Annotated in this window: 16 protein-coding genes; 7 read left to right on the top strand and 9 right to left on the bottom strand. The window is 73.8% G+C overall.

All coding sequences use genetic code 11. The annotated features are described in order from the left end of the window. Positions 1 to 18 precede the first annotated feature (18 nt). Together OG552_RS03635 and OG552_RS03630 are read left to right on the top strand one after the other, a co-directional pair. A complete protein-coding gene (locus OG552_RS03635) occupies positions 19 to 822 on the top strand; it encodes an alpha/beta fold hydrolase (RefSeq protein ID WP_329140525.1) in 804 nt (267 codons plus the stop codon). Continuing rightward, complete coding sequence (locus OG552_RS03630; protein WP_329129522.1) at positions 819 to 2,177, top strand: PP2C family protein-serine/threonine phosphatase; 1,359 nt, start codon at positions 819 to 821, stop codon at positions 2,175 to 2,177. Before OG552_RS03635 ends, OG552_RS03630 begins: the two co-directional genes overlap by 4 nt. Here OG552_RS03630 and OG552_RS03625 read toward each other — a convergent pair. The 4 genes from OG552_RS03625 to OG552_RS03610 all read right to left on the bottom strand — a co-directional run bounded on the left by OG552_RS03625 (position 2,137) and on the right by OG552_RS03610 (position 5,834). Next, the gene (locus tag OG552_RS03625; RefSeq protein ID WP_329129520.1) at positions 2,137 to 2,640 is read right to left on the bottom strand and encodes a metallophosphoesterase family protein; all 504 of its coding nucleotides are present in this window, start codon (positions 2,638 to 2,640) and stop codon (positions 2,137 to 2,139) included. The genes OG552_RS03630 and OG552_RS03625 overlap by 41 nt on opposite strands. Positions 2,641 to 2,647: 7 nt before the next feature. Beyond that, entirely contained in the window at positions 2,648 to 3,364 is a 717-nt protein-coding gene (locus OG552_RS03620) for a hypothetical protein (RefSeq protein WP_329129519.1), read from the bottom strand. 104 nt (positions 3,365 to 3,468) lie between these two features. Further along, on the bottom strand, positions 3,469 to 5,343 hold the full coding sequence (locus OG552_RS03615) for a glycoside hydrolase family 15 protein (RefSeq protein WP_329129517.1): 1,875 nt from the start codon (positions 5,341 to 5,343) through the stop codon (positions 3,469 to 3,471). 146 nt (positions 5,344 to 5,489) lie between these two features. Next, positions 5,490 to 5,834: a cupin domain-containing protein gene (locus OG552_RS03610; RefSeq protein ID WP_329129515.1), complete on the bottom strand. Its 345-nt coding sequence runs from the start codon at positions 5,832 to 5,834 to the stop codon at positions 5,490 to 5,492. A gap of 137 nt (positions 5,835 to 5,971) precedes the next feature. On the opposite strand from OG552_RS03610, the gene OG552_RS03605 reads away from it, so the two are divergent. Further along, positions 5,972 to 6,313 (top strand): STAS domain-containing protein, encoded by a 342-nt coding sequence (locus tag OG552_RS03605; RefSeq protein ID WP_329129514.1) that lies wholly within the window; start codon positions 5,972 to 5,974, stop codon positions 6,311 to 6,313. A 15-nt stretch (positions 6,314 to 6,328) separates the two neighbouring features. Here OG552_RS03605 and OG552_RS03600 read toward each other — a convergent pair whose 3' ends face one another. Continuing rightward, the gene (locus OG552_RS03600) at positions 6,329 to 7,570 is read right to left on the bottom strand and encodes an MFS transporter (RefSeq protein ID WP_329129512.1); all 1,242 of its coding nucleotides are present in this window, start codon (positions 7,568 to 7,570) and stop codon (positions 6,329 to 6,331) included. Positions 7,571 to 7,666: 96 nt separating this feature from the next. Between OG552_RS03600 and OG552_RS03595 the strand changes: the two genes are divergently transcribed. Beyond that, positions 7,667 to 8,437 (top strand): DeoR/GlpR family DNA-binding transcription regulator, encoded by a 771-nt coding sequence (locus tag OG552_RS03595; RefSeq protein ID WP_329129510.1) that lies wholly within the window; start codon positions 7,667 to 7,669, stop codon positions 8,435 to 8,437. Between the two features lie 15 nt (positions 8,438 to 8,452). On the opposite strand, the gene OG552_RS03590 is transcribed toward OG552_RS03595, so the two are convergent. Together OG552_RS03590 and OG552_RS03585 are read right to left on the bottom strand one after the other, a co-directional pair. Then, a complete protein-coding gene (locus tag OG552_RS03590; RefSeq protein WP_329129508.1) occupies positions 8,453 to 9,334 on the bottom strand; it encodes a hypothetical protein in 882 nt (293 codons plus the stop codon). 95 nt (positions 9,335 to 9,429) lie between these two features. Beyond that, a complete protein-coding gene (locus OG552_RS03585; RefSeq protein WP_329129506.1) occupies positions 9,430 to 11,205 on the bottom strand; it encodes a protein kinase domain-containing protein in 1,776 nt (591 codons plus the stop codon). Between the two features lie 305 nt (positions 11,206 to 11,510). Between OG552_RS03585 and OG552_RS03580 the strand changes: the two genes are divergently transcribed. After that, positions 11,511 to 11,735 (top strand): DUF5133 domain-containing protein, encoded by a 225-nt coding sequence (locus tag OG552_RS03580; RefSeq protein ID WP_329129504.1) that lies wholly within the window; start codon positions 11,511 to 11,513, stop codon positions 11,733 to 11,735. On the opposite strand, the gene OG552_RS03575 is transcribed toward OG552_RS03580, so the two are convergent. Further along, positions 11,644 to 13,038 (bottom strand): MFS transporter, encoded by a 1,395-nt coding sequence (locus tag OG552_RS03575; protein ID WP_329129502.1) that lies wholly within the window; start codon positions 13,036 to 13,038, stop codon positions 11,644 to 11,646. The two genes, OG552_RS03580 and OG552_RS03575, sit on opposite strands and share 92 nt — an antisense overlap. Before the next feature lie 188 nt (positions 13,039 to 13,226). On the opposite strand from OG552_RS03575, the gene OG552_RS03570 reads away from it, so the two are divergent. Next, positions 13,227 to 14,201, top strand: a complete 975-nt coding sequence (locus tag OG552_RS03570) for a helix-turn-helix domain-containing protein (protein ID WP_329129500.1) — start codon at positions 13,227 to 13,229, stop codon at positions 14,199 to 14,201. Between the two features lie 413 nt (positions 14,202 to 14,614). Beyond that, positions 14,615 to 15,121 (top strand): DoxX family protein, encoded by a 507-nt coding sequence (locus OG552_RS03565; protein WP_443071138.1) that lies wholly within the window; start codon positions 14,615 to 14,617, stop codon positions 15,119 to 15,121. A gap of 61 nt (positions 15,122 to 15,182) precedes the next feature. Here OG552_RS03565 and OG552_RS03560 read toward each other — a convergent pair whose 3' ends face one another. Further along, a complete protein-coding gene (locus tag OG552_RS03560; RefSeq protein WP_329129498.1) occupies positions 15,183 to 15,419 on the bottom strand; it encodes a DUF5133 domain-containing protein in 237 nt (78 codons plus the stop codon). Between the last annotated feature and the right edge of the window lie 107 nt (positions 15,420 to 15,526).

The raw sequence follows: 15,526 nt of genomic DNA, 5'->3' as shown, positions 1-15,526 counted from the left end.
AGTGGGACCATGGACAAAGTGGACATACGCGGCAGGAACAATGTGGTCCGCACCGACCCGAAGGACGGGCCGGTGCTGATGCTGGCGCACGGGTTCGGCTGCGACCAGAACATGTGGCGCCTGGTCGTACCGGCCCTCGCCGAGCACTTCGAGGTCGTCCTCTTCGACTACGTGGGCGCGGGCCGCTCCCGTACCGCGCACTGGCACGCCGACCGCTACTCCAGCCTCGACGGTTACGCGAAGGACGTGCTGGAGATCTGCGACGAGCTGGACCTGCGCGATGTCGTCTTCGTCGGCCACTCGGTCAGCGCGATGGTCGGTGTGCTGGCCACCGCCGCGGCGCCGGAGCGGTTCTCCGCCCTGGTCATGGTCACCCCTTCGCCCCGCTACATCGACGAGGAGGGCTACCGCGGCGGCTTCAGCGCCGGCGACATCGACGAACTGCTGGACTCCCTGGAGTCGAACTACCTGGGCTGGTCCGCCGCGATGGCGCCGGTGATCATGGGCAATCCGGACCGCCCGGAGCTGGCGGCGGAGTTCGAGGACAGCTTCTGCACGGTGGACCCGGAGATCGCCCGGGTCTTCGCCCGCACCACGTTCCTGTCCGACAACCGCGGCGATCTCCCGGGCGTGGCCCTGCCCACGCTGGTGCTGGAGTGCGCCCAGGACGTGATCGCCCCCCGCGAGGTCGGCGCGTACGTGCACGCGGCGATTCCCGGCAGCCGTCTGGTCACCCTCGAAGCCACCGGGCACTGCCCGCAGCTCAGCGCCCCGCGGGCCACCGCGGAGGCGATCACCGACTTCGTCCGCGGCGTACGGTGACCTCCCGCGACGGCCGCCCGCCGCCGGCCGGTCAGGACCTCCCGGCGGGCCGGCGGCTCGCCGACCTCCCGGAGGACAGTGCCGAGGAGCTGTACGAGCACGCCCCGTGCGGCTATCTGACCACCCTGATGGACGGCACCATCGTCAAGATCAACACCACTCTGCTGGGCTGGCTCGGCCGCACCCGCGGGGAGGTCCTGGACCGGCTCCGCTTCGCCGATCTGCTCACGGTGGGCGGCAAGCTCTACCACGAGACGCACTACGCCCCGCTGCTCGGGATGAAAGGCCAGGTCAACGGCATCGCCCTGGAGCTGGCGGCAGCCGACGGCAGCCGGCTGCCGATCCTCGTCACGTCCGTGGTGAAGAGAGGCGAGGACGGCGAGCCGCTGCTGATCCGCACCACCGTCTTCGACGCCCGCGAGCGCCGGGCCTACGAGCGGGAGCTGCTGCGTGGCCGCCGGGCCGCCGAGGAGGCCGGCCGCATCGCCGAGGAGGCGCTGCACACCGCCGAGGAGGTCGGCCGCGTCGCGGAACAGGCCCGGCGCGCGGCGGAGACCGACCGGGTACGGCTCCGGGAGGCGCTCGCGGTCCTGCAGCGCAGCCTGCTGCCGGACGCGCTGCCGACCATCGAGGGCCTGAAGTCGGCCGCTTACTACCACACCGCCGCGCCCGACCGGCTCGGCGGCGACTTCTACGACCTGTTCGCGCTGGACGCGCGGCGCTGGGCGTTCTTCCTCGGCGACGTCTGCGGCAAGGGCCCGGAAGCCGCGGCCGTCACCTCACTGGCCCGCTACACCCTGCGCACGACGGTCCTGCACGACCCCGACCCGGCGGCGGCGCTCGCCACCTTGAACGGAGCGCTCTTCGAGCGGTACACCGGCGCCGAGCCGCAGTACTGCAGCGCCGTCTTCGCGGTGCTCGAACGGGCCGGACCGGCTTTCACCGTCCACCTGGCCAGCGGCGGTCACCCGCCACCCCTGCTGCTGCGGGGCGACGGCACCGCCGACTACCTGCCGGCCATCGGCGGCCTGCTCGTCGGCATCCTGCCCGAGCCGCACTTCGCGTCGCTGCGCATCGTCCTCAACCCCGGCGACACCCTGCTGCTCTACACCGACGGCCTCACCGAGGCGCGCATCGGCCCCGACCGCCGCCTCTACGGTGAGGACGCGCTGCTCGACTTCGGCCGTGCGATGCCGCCGGGGGCCGGCCCGCACACGCTCATCGCCGCCCTGCGCGACCTGGTGACCGGTTTCGGCACGGGCCTCGCCGACGACACCGCCCTGCTGGCCGTCGGCGTACCGCCCGCCCGGGGAGTCAGGCGCGCGGCGGGAGGTCGTGGAGCCGTACCGCGGTGAGCCGGCCGCCGGCCACCCGCGCGGTCATGTAGGTGCGGTGCGGCATACGGCGGCGGTCGGTCGGCGAGCCCGGGTTGAGCAGGCGCAGGCCGGTGGCGGCCGTGCTGTCCCACGGGATGTGACTGTGCCCGAAGACCAGCACGTCCGTATCGGGGAACCGCTCGGCGCACCGCGCCTCGCGCCCCTGGGCCGGCCCGGTCTCGTGCACGACCGCGAACCGCAGCCCGCCGAGTTCGGCCCGCGCCACCTCGGGCAGCCGGGCCCGCAGGCCGGGCCCGTCGTTGTTGCCGTGGACACCGATCAGCAGCCGCGCCCGCGCCTGCAGCAGGTCCAGGGTGGCCTCGTCCACCCAGTCGCCCGCGTGGATGACCGCGTCGGCCCGTGCCAGCCCGGCCAGCAGCTCCGCGGGCAGCTCCCGCGCCCGCTTCGGCAGGTGCGTGTCGCTGGTCAGCAGCAGCCGCATGGAACTCCTAGTGCAGAACGCTGACCGCCCGGGCGACGACCAGCAGGGACGTCGTCAGCGCCGACACGCTCTCCACGCTCATCAGCAGCTTCGCCCGGGTCGACAGCGGCATCGTGTCGGTCGGGCTGAAGGCGGTCGAGTTGGTGACGGACACATACAGATAGTCCATCAGCGTAGGCACCCAGTCGGACTTGACGCTCGCACCGTCCGCGACCTCCTCCACCGCGTCGTGGTTCTCGTCCTGCGAGAAGCGGAAGTCGGCCAGTGGCAGATCGGCCCGGGCCGCCTGGGTCCGGCTCACCGGACCGCCGCGGTCCAGTTCCCAGAAGGCGAGCCCGAAGACGATCACATTCGTCAGCCACACCTGGAGGGCGGCCACCAGCAGTGACCCGCCGTCCTCCACACCGGGCGACACCAGATCGCGGATCAGCAGGCCGAGCGCCACCAGATTGCTCGCGGCGACGACGAACACCAGCGTCAGGGAGAGCACCCTGGTGGTGCGGGTCTGCCGGGTGAGCCGGCGGGGGTTGAAGGCCACCAGCGGGACCAGCAGCAGGAGTTCCAGGGCCGGCAGTACGAAGCGGGGCGCGATCAGCAGCCGCTGCGGCAGCGCCACGTACAGCGCGACCGCGACGAGGACCGCGAGCACCCCCGGCAGCCGCGCCTCCCCCCGGCGCTCGTGGCGGGGATGCCTGGTCGGCGCATCGGCGCGGGTACGCGTCATCGGTCACAGCTCCCGTCGGCGCGATCTTCGGTGGCGCCACGGCTTGGCCTTCCCGCTGATCGCGGCCGCATGCCGGCGCGAGCGCGGCCGGCCGGGACGGCAGGTTACGGCATGGCCCGGTCCAGATTGGTCGCCGCGCTGATCAGCGCCAGGTGGGTGAACGCCTGCGGGAAGTTGCCCAGGTGCTCGCCGGTCATCCCGATCTGCTCGGCGTACAGGCCCAGGTGGTTGGCGTAGGTGAAGGTCTTCTCCAGTGCCAGCCGGGCCCGCGCGATCTGGCCGGTGCGGGTCAGGGCCTCCACCCACCAGAAGGAGCAGATGGAGAAGGTCCCCTCGGGGCTGTTGAGGCCGTCCGGCGACATGGTGGGGTCGTAGCGGTAGACGAGGCTGTCCATCACCAGCTGGCCGGCGATCGCGTCCATGGTGGTGCGGAACCGCGGGTCGTCGGGGGAGAGGAACTTCACCATCGGCAGCAGCAGCAGCGCGGCGTCCAGCACCACCCGCGGCGGCTCGCCCCTCCCGTCGCTCAGCCGCTGTACGAAGGTGCCCGCCTCGGGGTTCCAGCCGCGGTCGATGATCTGGTGGTAGATCCGGTCCCGGGCGGTGGCCCACCGGGTGAGGTCGCCCGGCAGCCCGCGCTGCCGGGCCATCCTGATCATCCGCTCGACGGCCACCCAGCACATCAGCCGGGAGTAGGTGTTGTGCTGCTGACCGGCCCGGGTCTCCCAGATCCCCTCGTCGGGGCTGTCCCAGTGCTCCAGCAGCCAGTTCATGATGACGCACAGGTCCGACCAGCTGTCGTGCGAGATCCCGACGCTGTACTTGTTGAAGAGGTAGATGGAGTCGATGAGTTCGCCGTAGATGTCCAGCTGCAGCTGGCCGGCCGCGTCGTTGCCGATCCGTACCGGCCGTGAACCGCGGTAGCCCTCCAGGTGGTCGAGCGTCTGCTCGGGCACATGTGCGTGGCCGTCGATCGAGTACAGCACCCGCAGCGGTCCGTTCTCGCCGTCGCCGACGTTCCGCAGACAGGCGGTCAGCCACTGGGTGAACGCCTTCGCCTCGTCGGTGAACCCCAGCCGCAGCAGTGCGTACAGCGAGAACGCCGCATCGCGGATCCAGACGTACCGGTAGTCCCAGTTCCGCTCGCCGCCCACGTGCTCGGGCAGTCCCAGCGTCGGCGCGGCCACGATCGCGCCGGTGGGCTCGTGGGTGAGCAGCTTCAGGGTCAGGGCGGAGCGCTGCACCATCTCCCGCCACCGCCCGCGGTAGGTGCACTGCCGCAGCCAGGTGTGCCAGAAGGCGGCGGTGGCGCTGAAGAGCGCGTCCACCGCGTCGGCGTCCACCCCGCTCGCCTCGGCGGTCTCCTGGTCGACGGCCCCGGGGTCGGCCGGGTCGGCGGTGTGCAGTACGAAGAGCAGGGACTGCCCTTCCTCGATGAGGAACCGCCCGCACGCGTTGTCGCCCTCGACCCGCAGCCCTACGTCGCTGTGCACGGTGACGCTGAGGGCGTCCCCGCGGAACCGCACCCCGGAGGGCAGCGGCACGGTCTCGTGCCGGGCCCGGCCGTAGTCCAGGCGGGGCGCGATCTCCACGTCAAGCCGCATCCGGCCGCGGACCCCGACCACCCGCCGCACCAGCCGCTGCCGGTGGTTGTCGTCATGGGCGCGGACCACCGGCATGAAGTCCTGGATCTCCACGATGCCGTCCTCGGTGAGCATGCGGGTGATCAGGATGTTGGTGTCGGGGAAGTAGAACTGCTGCCGGGTCGCCTGCCGGCACACCGGGCTGATGGTCCAGTGCCCGCCCTTGCGCGCGTCGAGCAGCGAGCCGAAGACGCTGGGTGAGTCGAAGCGGGGCGCGCAGAACCAGTCGATCCGCCCGTCGGTGCCCACCAGGGCGACCGTCCGCAGATCGCCGATCAGCCCGTGTTCCGCCACGGGCAGGTAGTCCTCGCCGACCAGGTGCTCGGTTGCGCTCATGGTGAGGTCCCGTCTGCCGTGGTCCCCCGCTCCCTCCATGGTCACGCCACCGCGGCCGGAACGCGCATCGAGGGCGGGCGGGCGCCGCGGGGACCGGGCTCTGCGGCCCCGGCACCGTGGGGGCCGGTGCCGCGGGGCCGGGCTCTTCAGGTCGCCGGGTGGCGGAGCTCGAACATCACACAGCCCGTCGTGGTCCGGTACGGGCCGTGCGGCATGCCCGGGGGCCGGGAGGCGTAGTGACCGGGGCCGAAGGTGACGCCCAGCGTCAGGTCCTCCAGCTCGCCCGCCAGCAGGTACACCTCCTCGAAGAAGGCATGCCGGATCACCCCGGCCGCGCTGGTGTCCAGGCCCGGCGCCCACTTCGCCAGCCGGGTCAGCTCCACCGCCGGGTCGGGCCCGGACGACAGCACCCGCTCACTCACCCCCGGCGACCCGGCGGCGTCACGCCACGGCACCTGCTCCGTATCGAAGAACTCGTGCTCTTCCCGCACGGCCACCCCGCCTCTCCGGCCCCCCGCGGTGAGGGACGCCGCCCCCAGCCAAGCCGAGGGCCGGGCGGCGATCAAGAGGCGCTTCGAACACCCGGCCGCTTCTTTTGAACTCCCGGTCCCGGGGCAGACTCCCGCGCATGACGATCAACGAGGGTGCCGGCGCGTCGCAGACCGCCGCCACCGACATCGAGGTAATTGTTCCCCAGGGCGAACTCGACCTGGACAACCTCCTGCCGCTCACCCTCCAGCTGGAGCGGGCCGCCCTCGCCGGACCGGCCGTGGTGCTCGACGCGAGCGGCATCACCTTCGGCGACTCCAGCTTCCTGCGCGTGCTGCTCTCCGTCGGCCGCCAGACCGATCTGCGGATCGCCGCGCCGCGTCCGGTACTGGAGCGGCTGATCCGCATCGTGGGCATGGACCAGGTGCTGAAGGTCTATCCGACGGTCGAGGCGGCCAAGGCGGCGCCGGTCCCGGTCTGACCGCCCGGTGGCCGGTCAGGAGGTGGTCGGTGCGGTCCGCGCCCGCTCCGGCCGGTCGAGGTCGTGGACGGGGGAGGGCACACCGACCAGACCGGAGGCCGCGGCGGCGATGACGCAGAAGCCCAGCGGGAGCAGGAACGTCACATTGAGCGGCATCAGACGGGTCAGGGCGCCGATGATCGCGGGGCCGGCCAGCATGCCGAGGTAGCCGAGCCCCGCCACCCGGGAGACATGGGCGCCCGCCGCGTCCTTGTCGGTGTGCCCGGCCGCGCTGAACAACTGCGGCACACAGCCGGACAGGCCGATGCCGAAGACGGTCCAGCCGGCCAGCGCCAGCGGGATCCAGGGCGAGCAGACCACCGCGGCCATGCCGGCCGCCGCCGTCGAGGCTCCGTAGCGGACCACGGCGACCGGGCCGAAGCGGGCCGCCACCCGGTCGGTGACGAACCGGCCCGCGGTCATCGCGGTCGAGAAGGCGCCGTAGGCGAGGGCGGCGGTGGCCGCGGACGCGTCCAGCACGTCGCGCACCGACAGCACGCTCCAGTCGTTGGCGACGCCCTCGCAGAGCATGACCATCAGCGCGATCGCGGCCAGCCCCCAGATCCGCGGCGGGGTGCGGCGCCGGGCCGTCCGCGGCGCACCCTCCGCGGCGGTGCCCTCGCCGGCCTCGCCGGGCTTGCCGGGCTTGCCGGGCGACGACGCGCGGGGCAGCAACGCCGGTGCGGCTGCCGCGGCAGCCGCGATGCCCACCAGCGCGGTGCCGCCCAGCGTCACTGGCGCGCTCCATCCCCAGCTCAGGGTCCGGGCGCCGACGAGGGACGCGGCGACCGCGCCCAGCGAGTAGACGGCGTGGAAGGAGGACATCACCGGCCGGCGGTAGCCGTGTTCCACCTGGACGGCGTGCGCGTTCATGCTCACGTCGAGGCAGCCGTTGCCGAGGCCCAGGGCGAGCAGCGCCGCACCGAGGGTCCAGCCGCTGCGCGCGAGGCCGGGCAGGACCACCGCCGCCGAGCAGAGCGCGGCGCTGAGCGGCACCACCGTACGGGCGCCGAAGCGGTCGGCGAGCGGCCCCACCAGCTGCATGCCCGCGAAGGCCCCGCCGCCGAGCAGCAGCAGGAGCGAGCCGAGGACCGCGTGACTGATCCCGGCCCGGTGCTCGATGGTGGGGATGTGGACCACCCACATGCCGAGCACGAGCCCGTTGAGGGCGAAGTAGGCGAAGGTGGCGATCCGCGCGGCACGGAGGGATCTCTGCATGCCGGCGAACATAACAAACACTGGTGCTGTTCGTTAAGGCTCTTTTTGAACAATCCTGGTGTTTGGTCGGGCGCATTCGGTGCTTCAATGGGCGGCATGGTGAGCACCGAACGACACCGGCGGATCGCCGAGGCCGTGGGCGAGGCGGGCCGGCTCAGCGTCACGGAGCTGGCCGCCATGACCGGCGCTTCGGAGATGACCGTCCGCCGCGACCTGGAACTCCTCGCCGACCAGGGCGTGCTGGAGCGCTACCGCGGTGGCGCCCGCAGCCTGATGCTGCGCGGCGAGGAACCGCCCTTCGCCCTGCGTGCCACCGAGGGACTGGCGGCCAAGCGCCGGATCGCCGCCGAGGTGGCCGGGCTGATCGGCGACGGCGAGACCGTCCTCATCGACAGCGGCACCACCTGCCTGGAGGTCGCCCGCGCGCTGGAACACCGCCGGCTGACCGTCATGCCGCTCTCCCTGCACGCCCTCAACGCCCTCACCGGCGCCCCCCGGATGCGGCTGCTGGTCCCCGGCGGCGAGCCCCGCCCCGGGGAACTCGCGCTGACCGGACCCCTCACCGAGGCGTCGCTCGCGGCGCTGCGCTTCGACACCGCGGTCCTCGGCTGCTGCGGCCTGACCGCTGCCGACGGCCTGACCGCCTACGACCTGGCCGAGGCCGCCACGAAGCGGGCAGCCATCACCTCGGCCCGCCGGGTGATCGCCGTCGCGGAGGCGGCCAAGCTCTCCCGCACCGCCCTCGCCTTCGTCGCGCCGGCCACCGCCCTGCACACCGTGGTCACCGAGGAGGGCGCGCCACAGGAGGAGACCGAGGCGCTGGCCGCGGCCGGGGTGACCGTACGGACGGTGCGGGTCACCGGATAGCCGCGGCCCTCCGGTTCACGCCGTGGGCTCCTCGGTGAACCACCCCGCCAGCGAGGCCCACTGGAAGGACTCGCGCCAGGCCACCTCGCCCGCCACCCAGCCGGTGAGCGCGGCGATGACCTCCTCCACGGAGCCGGTCCGGGTCCAGTAGTGCTCGGCGGGGCTGCGGTCCCGGTACTCCAGCTGGTACGTCCCGTCCGGCCGCAGCCAGACCTGGGCGTAGCACTGCAGGTCGGTGGCGCACTCCAGCACCAGGTGCCGGTCGTGTGCCAGCCGCAGCACGGCCGCCTCCAGCGCGGCGCCCCGCGGGACGCGCGGGTCGGCGCGGTGACCCGGGTGGGCGGGTACGTCCGGCTCGCCGGCAGCCGCCGGGCCCGGGCCGGCCGGGGGCAGCCCGCAGGCGTCGACCAGCTCGCGGAACAGGTCCGCCGCGAACGGATCGGCCCGCCTGGTCAGGACCGACAGCAGGGCGCCGTGATCAGCGGCGCACCCCGCCTCCGCGGCCCAGGCGGCGATCCGCCGCGCGGTGCGGGGCACTTCGGCCGCGTCCGGGACGGGTATGCCGTGCCGCGCGGCCAGCACCGGATCGAGGAAGGTGGTCCAGGAAGCCCCGGAGACCGCCGTCCCCCAGACCTGGCACAGGCCGCTGTCCGCCACCCGGCCCAGCAGGGCGGGGGCGCCGGTGGCCGCCGCCAGCGTGTCCAGCCAGGCCGGCACGTCGTCCGTCATCGGTCCGTGCTGGATCCGGAGGGTCTGCCAGCCTCCCGGCCGGACCTCGTACGGACCTGAGCAGTCGTCGCCTCCGCACGTCCCGCACACGGCGCCCGCGGCGAACGGCGGCAGCTCCAGCAGCGGCTGGTCGCTGCGGGCCACGACGAAGTCACCGGAAAACCCCATGTCCCCTCCCCGGGTCGGTGGTTCCCACGCTAGCGCCGCCCACCGACAACGGCCCCTGAAATACCCGCACCCTGCGGCCCCCGGCCGCTCGGGGGTCACTCCGCCTGGAAGGTGCCCCGGGCGATGGCGAAGGTGTTCCGGGCCCGCCCGGCATTCGCCGCCGGTCCCGACAGGGCGATGTCGTACATCCGGCCGTGCTCGGTCCAGCACAGCTCGAAGGTGCGGCGCGCCCCGGCGTCGGTGGAGGTGAACTCCCAGAGCGCGGCCGGCTGTCCGTGCTGCTGGGTCCTGGTGACCGCCGCGTCCCGGTAGCCGGGATAGGTCCTCGGGCCGGCGAGATGCCGGGCGCGCAGGGCCGCGTACGGGCCGTGCGGATCCGGCCGCGAGGTGCGCTCGGCGAACCGGACGGAGTGGTCGGGGGACCAGTAGTACGTGTCCGGCGGCCGGGCGTCGCGCGCGAAGGCGGGCGGCAGGATCACCGAGAAGCCCGCCGGGTCGGTGACGCGCTGGAAGCCCGGCGGCAGCGGCGGTGCGCCGGACGCCCCCGGCGGCGGTCCCTGGCCGTCCGGTGGCGGGGTGGGCGGTCCGTCGCCGCTCCACGGGGGCGGATAGCCGCCGGGCGGCGCTGCGAAACCGCCCGTCGGCGGCGGGGGAGAGGCGGTGGCCGGCGGCGCTCCCGCGTCGTCGCCCGAGTGCTGCCGGCTCAGCAGGAAGGCCGCCGCCGCGCCGGCGCTCACCGCGAGGACGACGAGGGCGCCGACCGCGGCCACCTGGAGACCGCCGCCGCGGCGCCGCTCCCGGGCGCGGTGCGGTGCGGGGCCCGCGTCCGGCAGCACGGCCGGGACCTGGCGGTCGCCTGCGGACTCCTGAGGGGGCGGGCCCTGCGGGGCGGCGGACGTGCCGGGCTTCTCGCGCGGCCCCGGCTCCGCCGCGGCTTCGGACCGCGCTACCGCGGCCGGCTCCCGGGCCGCCCGCTGGTGGACCGCCGGCTCCGCGACGGGGGCGGCCGGCTCCTCCCCGGTCTCCGCGTAGGTCCCCAGCAGCCGCCGCGCCGTCACCGCGTCCATCCGCCGTTCCGGATCGCGTTCCAGCAGGCCCAGCACCACCGGCAGCAGCGGGCCCGCCTCCTTCGGCGCGGTGAACGCGTCGATCGCGACGGCGTGCACGATCTCGCCGATCGAGTCGCGGCGGAACGGCGACTCCCCGTGCAGCGCGGCGCACAGCAGCGCGCCCAGCGACCACAGGTCGGCGGCCGGACCGGCGCCGCGCCCCGACATCCGCTCCGGCGCGGTGTATTCGGGGGAGCCGATGAAGGCGCCGGTCTCGCTGATGGTGCCGCTGCCCGGCACCCGGGCGATGCCGAAGTCGGTCAGCACCACCCGGCCGGAGTTCCGCTCGATCAGCACATTCGCGGGCTTCACGTCCCGGTGCTGGATGTCCTGTTCGTGAGCGGCGCGCAGCGCGCCCGCGATTGCCGCCCCCACCCGGGCCGCCTCGCGCGGGGGCAGGGGTCCTTCGGTCTCCAGGATGTCGGCCAGCGACCGGCCGTCGATCAGTTCCATCACGATCCACGGGTGGCCCTGGTGCTCGACCACGTCGTGCACCACGACCACGTGCGGGTGCCGGATCAGCCCGGCGGTGCGGGCCTCGCGCAGCGCCCGCTCGCGCCGTAAGCCGATCTGACGCGGACTCAGACCCTCGCCGGGAAGGTGCAGTTCCTTGACCGCGACCTGCCGCCACAGCAGTTCGTCGGTGGCCCGCCACACGGTGCCCATGCCACCGCGGCCCAGCCGTCCGGTGATGCGGTACCGGTCCGCGACCACATCGCGCGGCGGTGAGGAAGGGGCCGTCTCTCCCCCGTCGCTTGCCATGCGGTCATCATGCCTCAGCTCGTACCCGTATGCCTGTTCTCATCCGAACCGGGCGCGGTGGCGCAGCCGTCATCCGACCGTCCGGCCCCATCTGTCCAGAAGCTGCGCCGTGTTCCGGCCGTGGACATGATGGTGCGGCGCAATGGGGACCTGAACGTCCTCCGGCGTTCCGCGGGTCCGACGACGCTCCGCTTGTGATCCGGCCTGTGATCCGGCCCACTCCGGTGCGTGGACGCGCGGCGGCCGGGCAGACGGCCCGGTGGCCGTATACGAAGCCGGCGGGCGGCCACGCATGGGAGGCAGAGATGATCTGGGCCAGCCCCACCACACTGCGGACGCTCGTCGAACGCTACGAGCGGCTGCGTCAGCTGGAGCTCGCGGGTCCGCCCGAGCCCCAGCTCCTCGCCAAGCTGCGCGACACCGCCCACACCCTCTGCCTCAGCACCGGCACCCGCCATGCCGGCCTCGCCCTCGCCGTGGCCCGCGACCACCTCGCCCGCTCCACCGCCGAAGCCGCGACGGCCGCGTAGGCCGGTCCGGCCCGGCCGGGGCGCCGTCGTCGCGGCCGGTCGCCGCGGCCGGCCGGTCCTGGACCCCTTGGGCGTGGGGCAGGCGGCGCACCGCGGCGGAAGCCAGCGGGGCCAGCGCCGCGGCGGCCAGCACGACGCCGGCCGCCGCGGTCACCCGGAAGCCACCGAAGCGCGCGGCGAGCGGCCCCACGCTCAACTGGCCGACAGGGATGGCCAGGTAGGACAGCAGGTCGTCGAAGGACGACACCCGCGACAGGGCGTGCGGCGGGACGTGCTCCTGCAGCGAGGTGTCCCAGCCGACGGCCGCCGCGCAGGATCCCAGGCCGGCGGTGAAGGCGGCGGCGACCAGCCAGGGGGCGGGCAGGCGCGCGCCCAGCGCGAGGAGAGGCAGCGCGCCGAGCGCGGCCGCCGGCAGGACCACCCGCAACAGGTGCCGGACCGCGAGCCGGTACATCAGCGCGCTCATCACCAGCAGACCCGCGCCGCGGGCACTGAGCACGAACCCCCAGGCCGCCTCGCCGTCGGCCTGCCGGGTGAGCACCGGGCCGAGGATCTGCCAGCTGCCGACCTGCACCAGATTGATCACGCAGAAGCAGAGGGACACCGAGCGGACCCAGCGGATGCGGCGGTACTCCGCCCAGCCGTACCTGATGCCGGTGAGCAGGCCCGGCGGACGGCCGGCCCCGGCCGGCCGGGCAAGCGGTGACATCCGGGTGAGGCACCCCGCCGCGAGGAGGTACGTCAGCGCGTCGAAGGCGATGGCCGGGCCGCCGCCCACGGCCACCACCAGCAGGGCCGACAGGCTCGGGCCGAGGACCTTCGTGCCGTTGCGCACCGATCCGAGCACCGCGTTCGCCTGCCGGATCCGGTCCCCCGGGACGAGGTGCGGCACGATGCCGCGAAGGGCCGGCGTGGTGAAGGCGGCGAGCACACCGCCCAGGAACTCCAGTACGGCCACCGGCAGCAGGGCGTAGCGGCCGGTCAGCAGCAGCGCGGCCACGCCGCCCTGGGTGAGCGCGGCGCCCAGGTTCGCGGTCACCAGCACCGTCCGGCGCGGAAAACGGTCGGCGGTGGCGCCTCCCACCAGGAGGAACACCAGCAGCGGCACCATGCGGGCGGTGAGGACGACCCCGAGGTCGCCGGGGTCCGCGGAGGCGTCGAGGACCGCGAACGCCAGCGCGACCGGCGCCAGCGCAGTGCCGAGCAGCGACACCGACTGTGCGCCGAGGAACCAGCGGAAGTCCCCGCGCGCAGCGGTTCCGAGCGGCGGGAGGGGCCGGGGCGGTGTGAGGGGTGGGTGCACGGGCCGGAGTCTGCTGACGGCACGGGGGCGGCCACTATCGTTTCGGCGGGTGGCGAAAGGTCCGGCGGCGAAAGGTCGGGCGGCGAAAGGTCCGGCGGCGAGGTCGGGCGGTGAAAGGTCCGGCGGCGAGGTCGGGCGGTGAAAGGTCGGGCGCCGAGGTCGGGAGGCGGAAGGTGACACTGCTGCGGATGAGTTCCCTGGCCCTGTCGCGGTCCCGGTTCGCCCTGTCGCCGCTTGCCGAGACGCTCGCGTCGATGATGGCTCTGGACGCGCCGTACGGCGACCCGTGGCCGGCCGCCTGGTACGCCCGCCACCACGGTGCCTTCCGCGCCGCCCTCGACGCCGACCCCTTCGCCGGCGGGATGGTGCGACTGCTGGGCTCGACGAAATGGCTGCCCGGTCACGTCACGCCTCCGCCGGCCGGCGGCATGCGCACCGCCCTGGAGAGCGAACTCCCGTACGTGGCGGGCATGTCCGACGACCAGGTACGCGCCGAGCTGGAGAAGTCGGTGGCGTACAGCTGGAAGACCCACGACCTGGACAGCTGGCTGACCGGCCGCGCCTGGGCCGCCAGGACGGCGGACCTGTTCCGCTCCACCTGGACCGCTCATGTCGCCCCCGACTGGCCACGCCGCCGGGCGCTGCTGGAACGGGACATCACCTACCGGGCCGGGCTGCTGGCCGCCTACGGCTGGCCGCGCGCGCTGCGGCAGATGAGCCGCCGCAGCGCCTGGGCCGGCACCGACGCGATCCGCTTCAGCGACCACGGCTCCCCCGACCGCGTGGTCGGCGAGGACGGCATGCTGTTCGTGCCGGTCGCCGCCGTGTCGAGGGGCACGTGGCTGTGCGAGCGCGCGCCGGCGACGTACGCACTGGTCTACCCGGCCCGCGGGTCCGCCGCGGCCTCGCCGCACCCGGTCCCGGGCGGGGCCCTGGGGCGGCTGATCGGCGCAGGCCGCGCGGCGATCCTGCACGAGCTGGAGCGCCCCGGGACCAGCAGCGAACTCGCCGCCCACCTCCAACTGTCGCTCGGCACCGTCGGAGGTCACCTGGCCGTACTGCGCGAGGCAGGTCTCGTGGCCGGCACCAGAGTCGGCCGGCGCGTGGTCTATCGCCGCACCGAGGCCGGTGACCTCCTCGCCGGGCGGACCGGGGAGAGCTGAGCGCCCGGAGCCGCGGCAGCCACCGCGCCCGCTTCGGGCGAGCCGGCGGGCACGTGGCACTTCGGTGGAGCGAGGTGTCCGCATCGACCTCACCGGCGAGGTGCCTCGCCATCCGCGTGCGGCCGCCGGCTGACGGAGATCCCGGCTGACGGAGCCCGGCTGGGCGCCCGTAAAGCGAAACGCGGGCAGGCGCGGGCCGACTCGCCGCACAGATCCGCTCGCCCGGTGGCCGAAGACGGCCGCTCTAGGATGGCCGGAAATCAACTCTTGTCACTTGAACACCACGGGTCCCGCTTCCGTACTCAGTGGCGCACGGACCGTCACCCGGCGGAAGCCCTCCTTCCGTTCGGGCCGGTCGTCCCGTCCGTCCGAGCCAGTGCCGCACCCGACTCCTAGGAGATCCCGTGTCACCTGTGTCAGACCTCGGCAAGAGACTTGACGACGCCAGCCCATCCGTCCTGTCGCTGTACCGCATGGTGATCAGCCTGCTCTTCGCCTGCCACGGAGCCTCGACCGTCCTGGGTGCCTTCGGCGGCGACGGCGACCGGCCGTCCGTCGGCGCCTGGCCCGGCTGGTGGGCAGGCCTGATCCAACTTACCGGCGGCATCCTGGTGTTCCTCGGCATCGGGCAGACCGGCACCCGCGTCGCCGCGGTGATCAGCTCCGGTTCCATGGCCTACGCCTACTTCACCGTCCATCAGAAACACGCGGTGTGGCCGATCCAGAACGGCGGTGAACTCTCGGTCGTCTTCTGCTGGAGCTTCCTGCTGCTCGCCATCACCGGCCCGGGCACGTGGACCCTCTCCTGGCTGATGGCGAAGGCCACCACGAAGACCCCGCCCGGCCCTGTCACCGGCCCTGTCACCACCCACGTCACCACCCACGTCACCGCCCCCATCACCGGTACCGAGACCGGCTGAGACCACCCCGGGTGCCTCCGGCCTCGCGGTGCCGCCGACGGCGCCGGTACCGCGGGACCGTTCAGACCGCGCCCGCCGTGCTGTGCCCTCCCGCCTCCTCCGCACCGTCCAGCCTGCGCCGCGCGGCACGCAGCGCCGCCTCGACGTCCCGCGTACCGGTGGACACGCACAGCGTGTAGGCGGTGTCCCGCAACTGGCTGGTCACCTGCGGTGTCGCGCCCCCGCCCTCGGCCTGCGCGGTGAGCCGTTCGTAACGCTCGATCAGTTCCTGCAGCACCGCAGGGTTTGCCCACATCATGACTGCCTCCTCAGCGTCGGCCGCTCGCAATGCGTCCACGGCCGCATGAGTTGCCTGCCCCTCGTGCGCCGCCCGCACGCCTCTGCACGCCCCCGTGCCCCCCGCCC

Origin of the sequence: Streptomyces sp. NBC_01476 (assembly GCF_036227265.1) — a bacterium.
Classification (GTDB): domain Bacteria; phylum Actinomycetota; class Actinomycetes; order Streptomycetales; family Streptomycetaceae; genus Actinacidiphila.
Note: the sequence above shows the minus strand (reverse complement) of the source record. Positions and strands in the feature narration are given on the sequence as shown.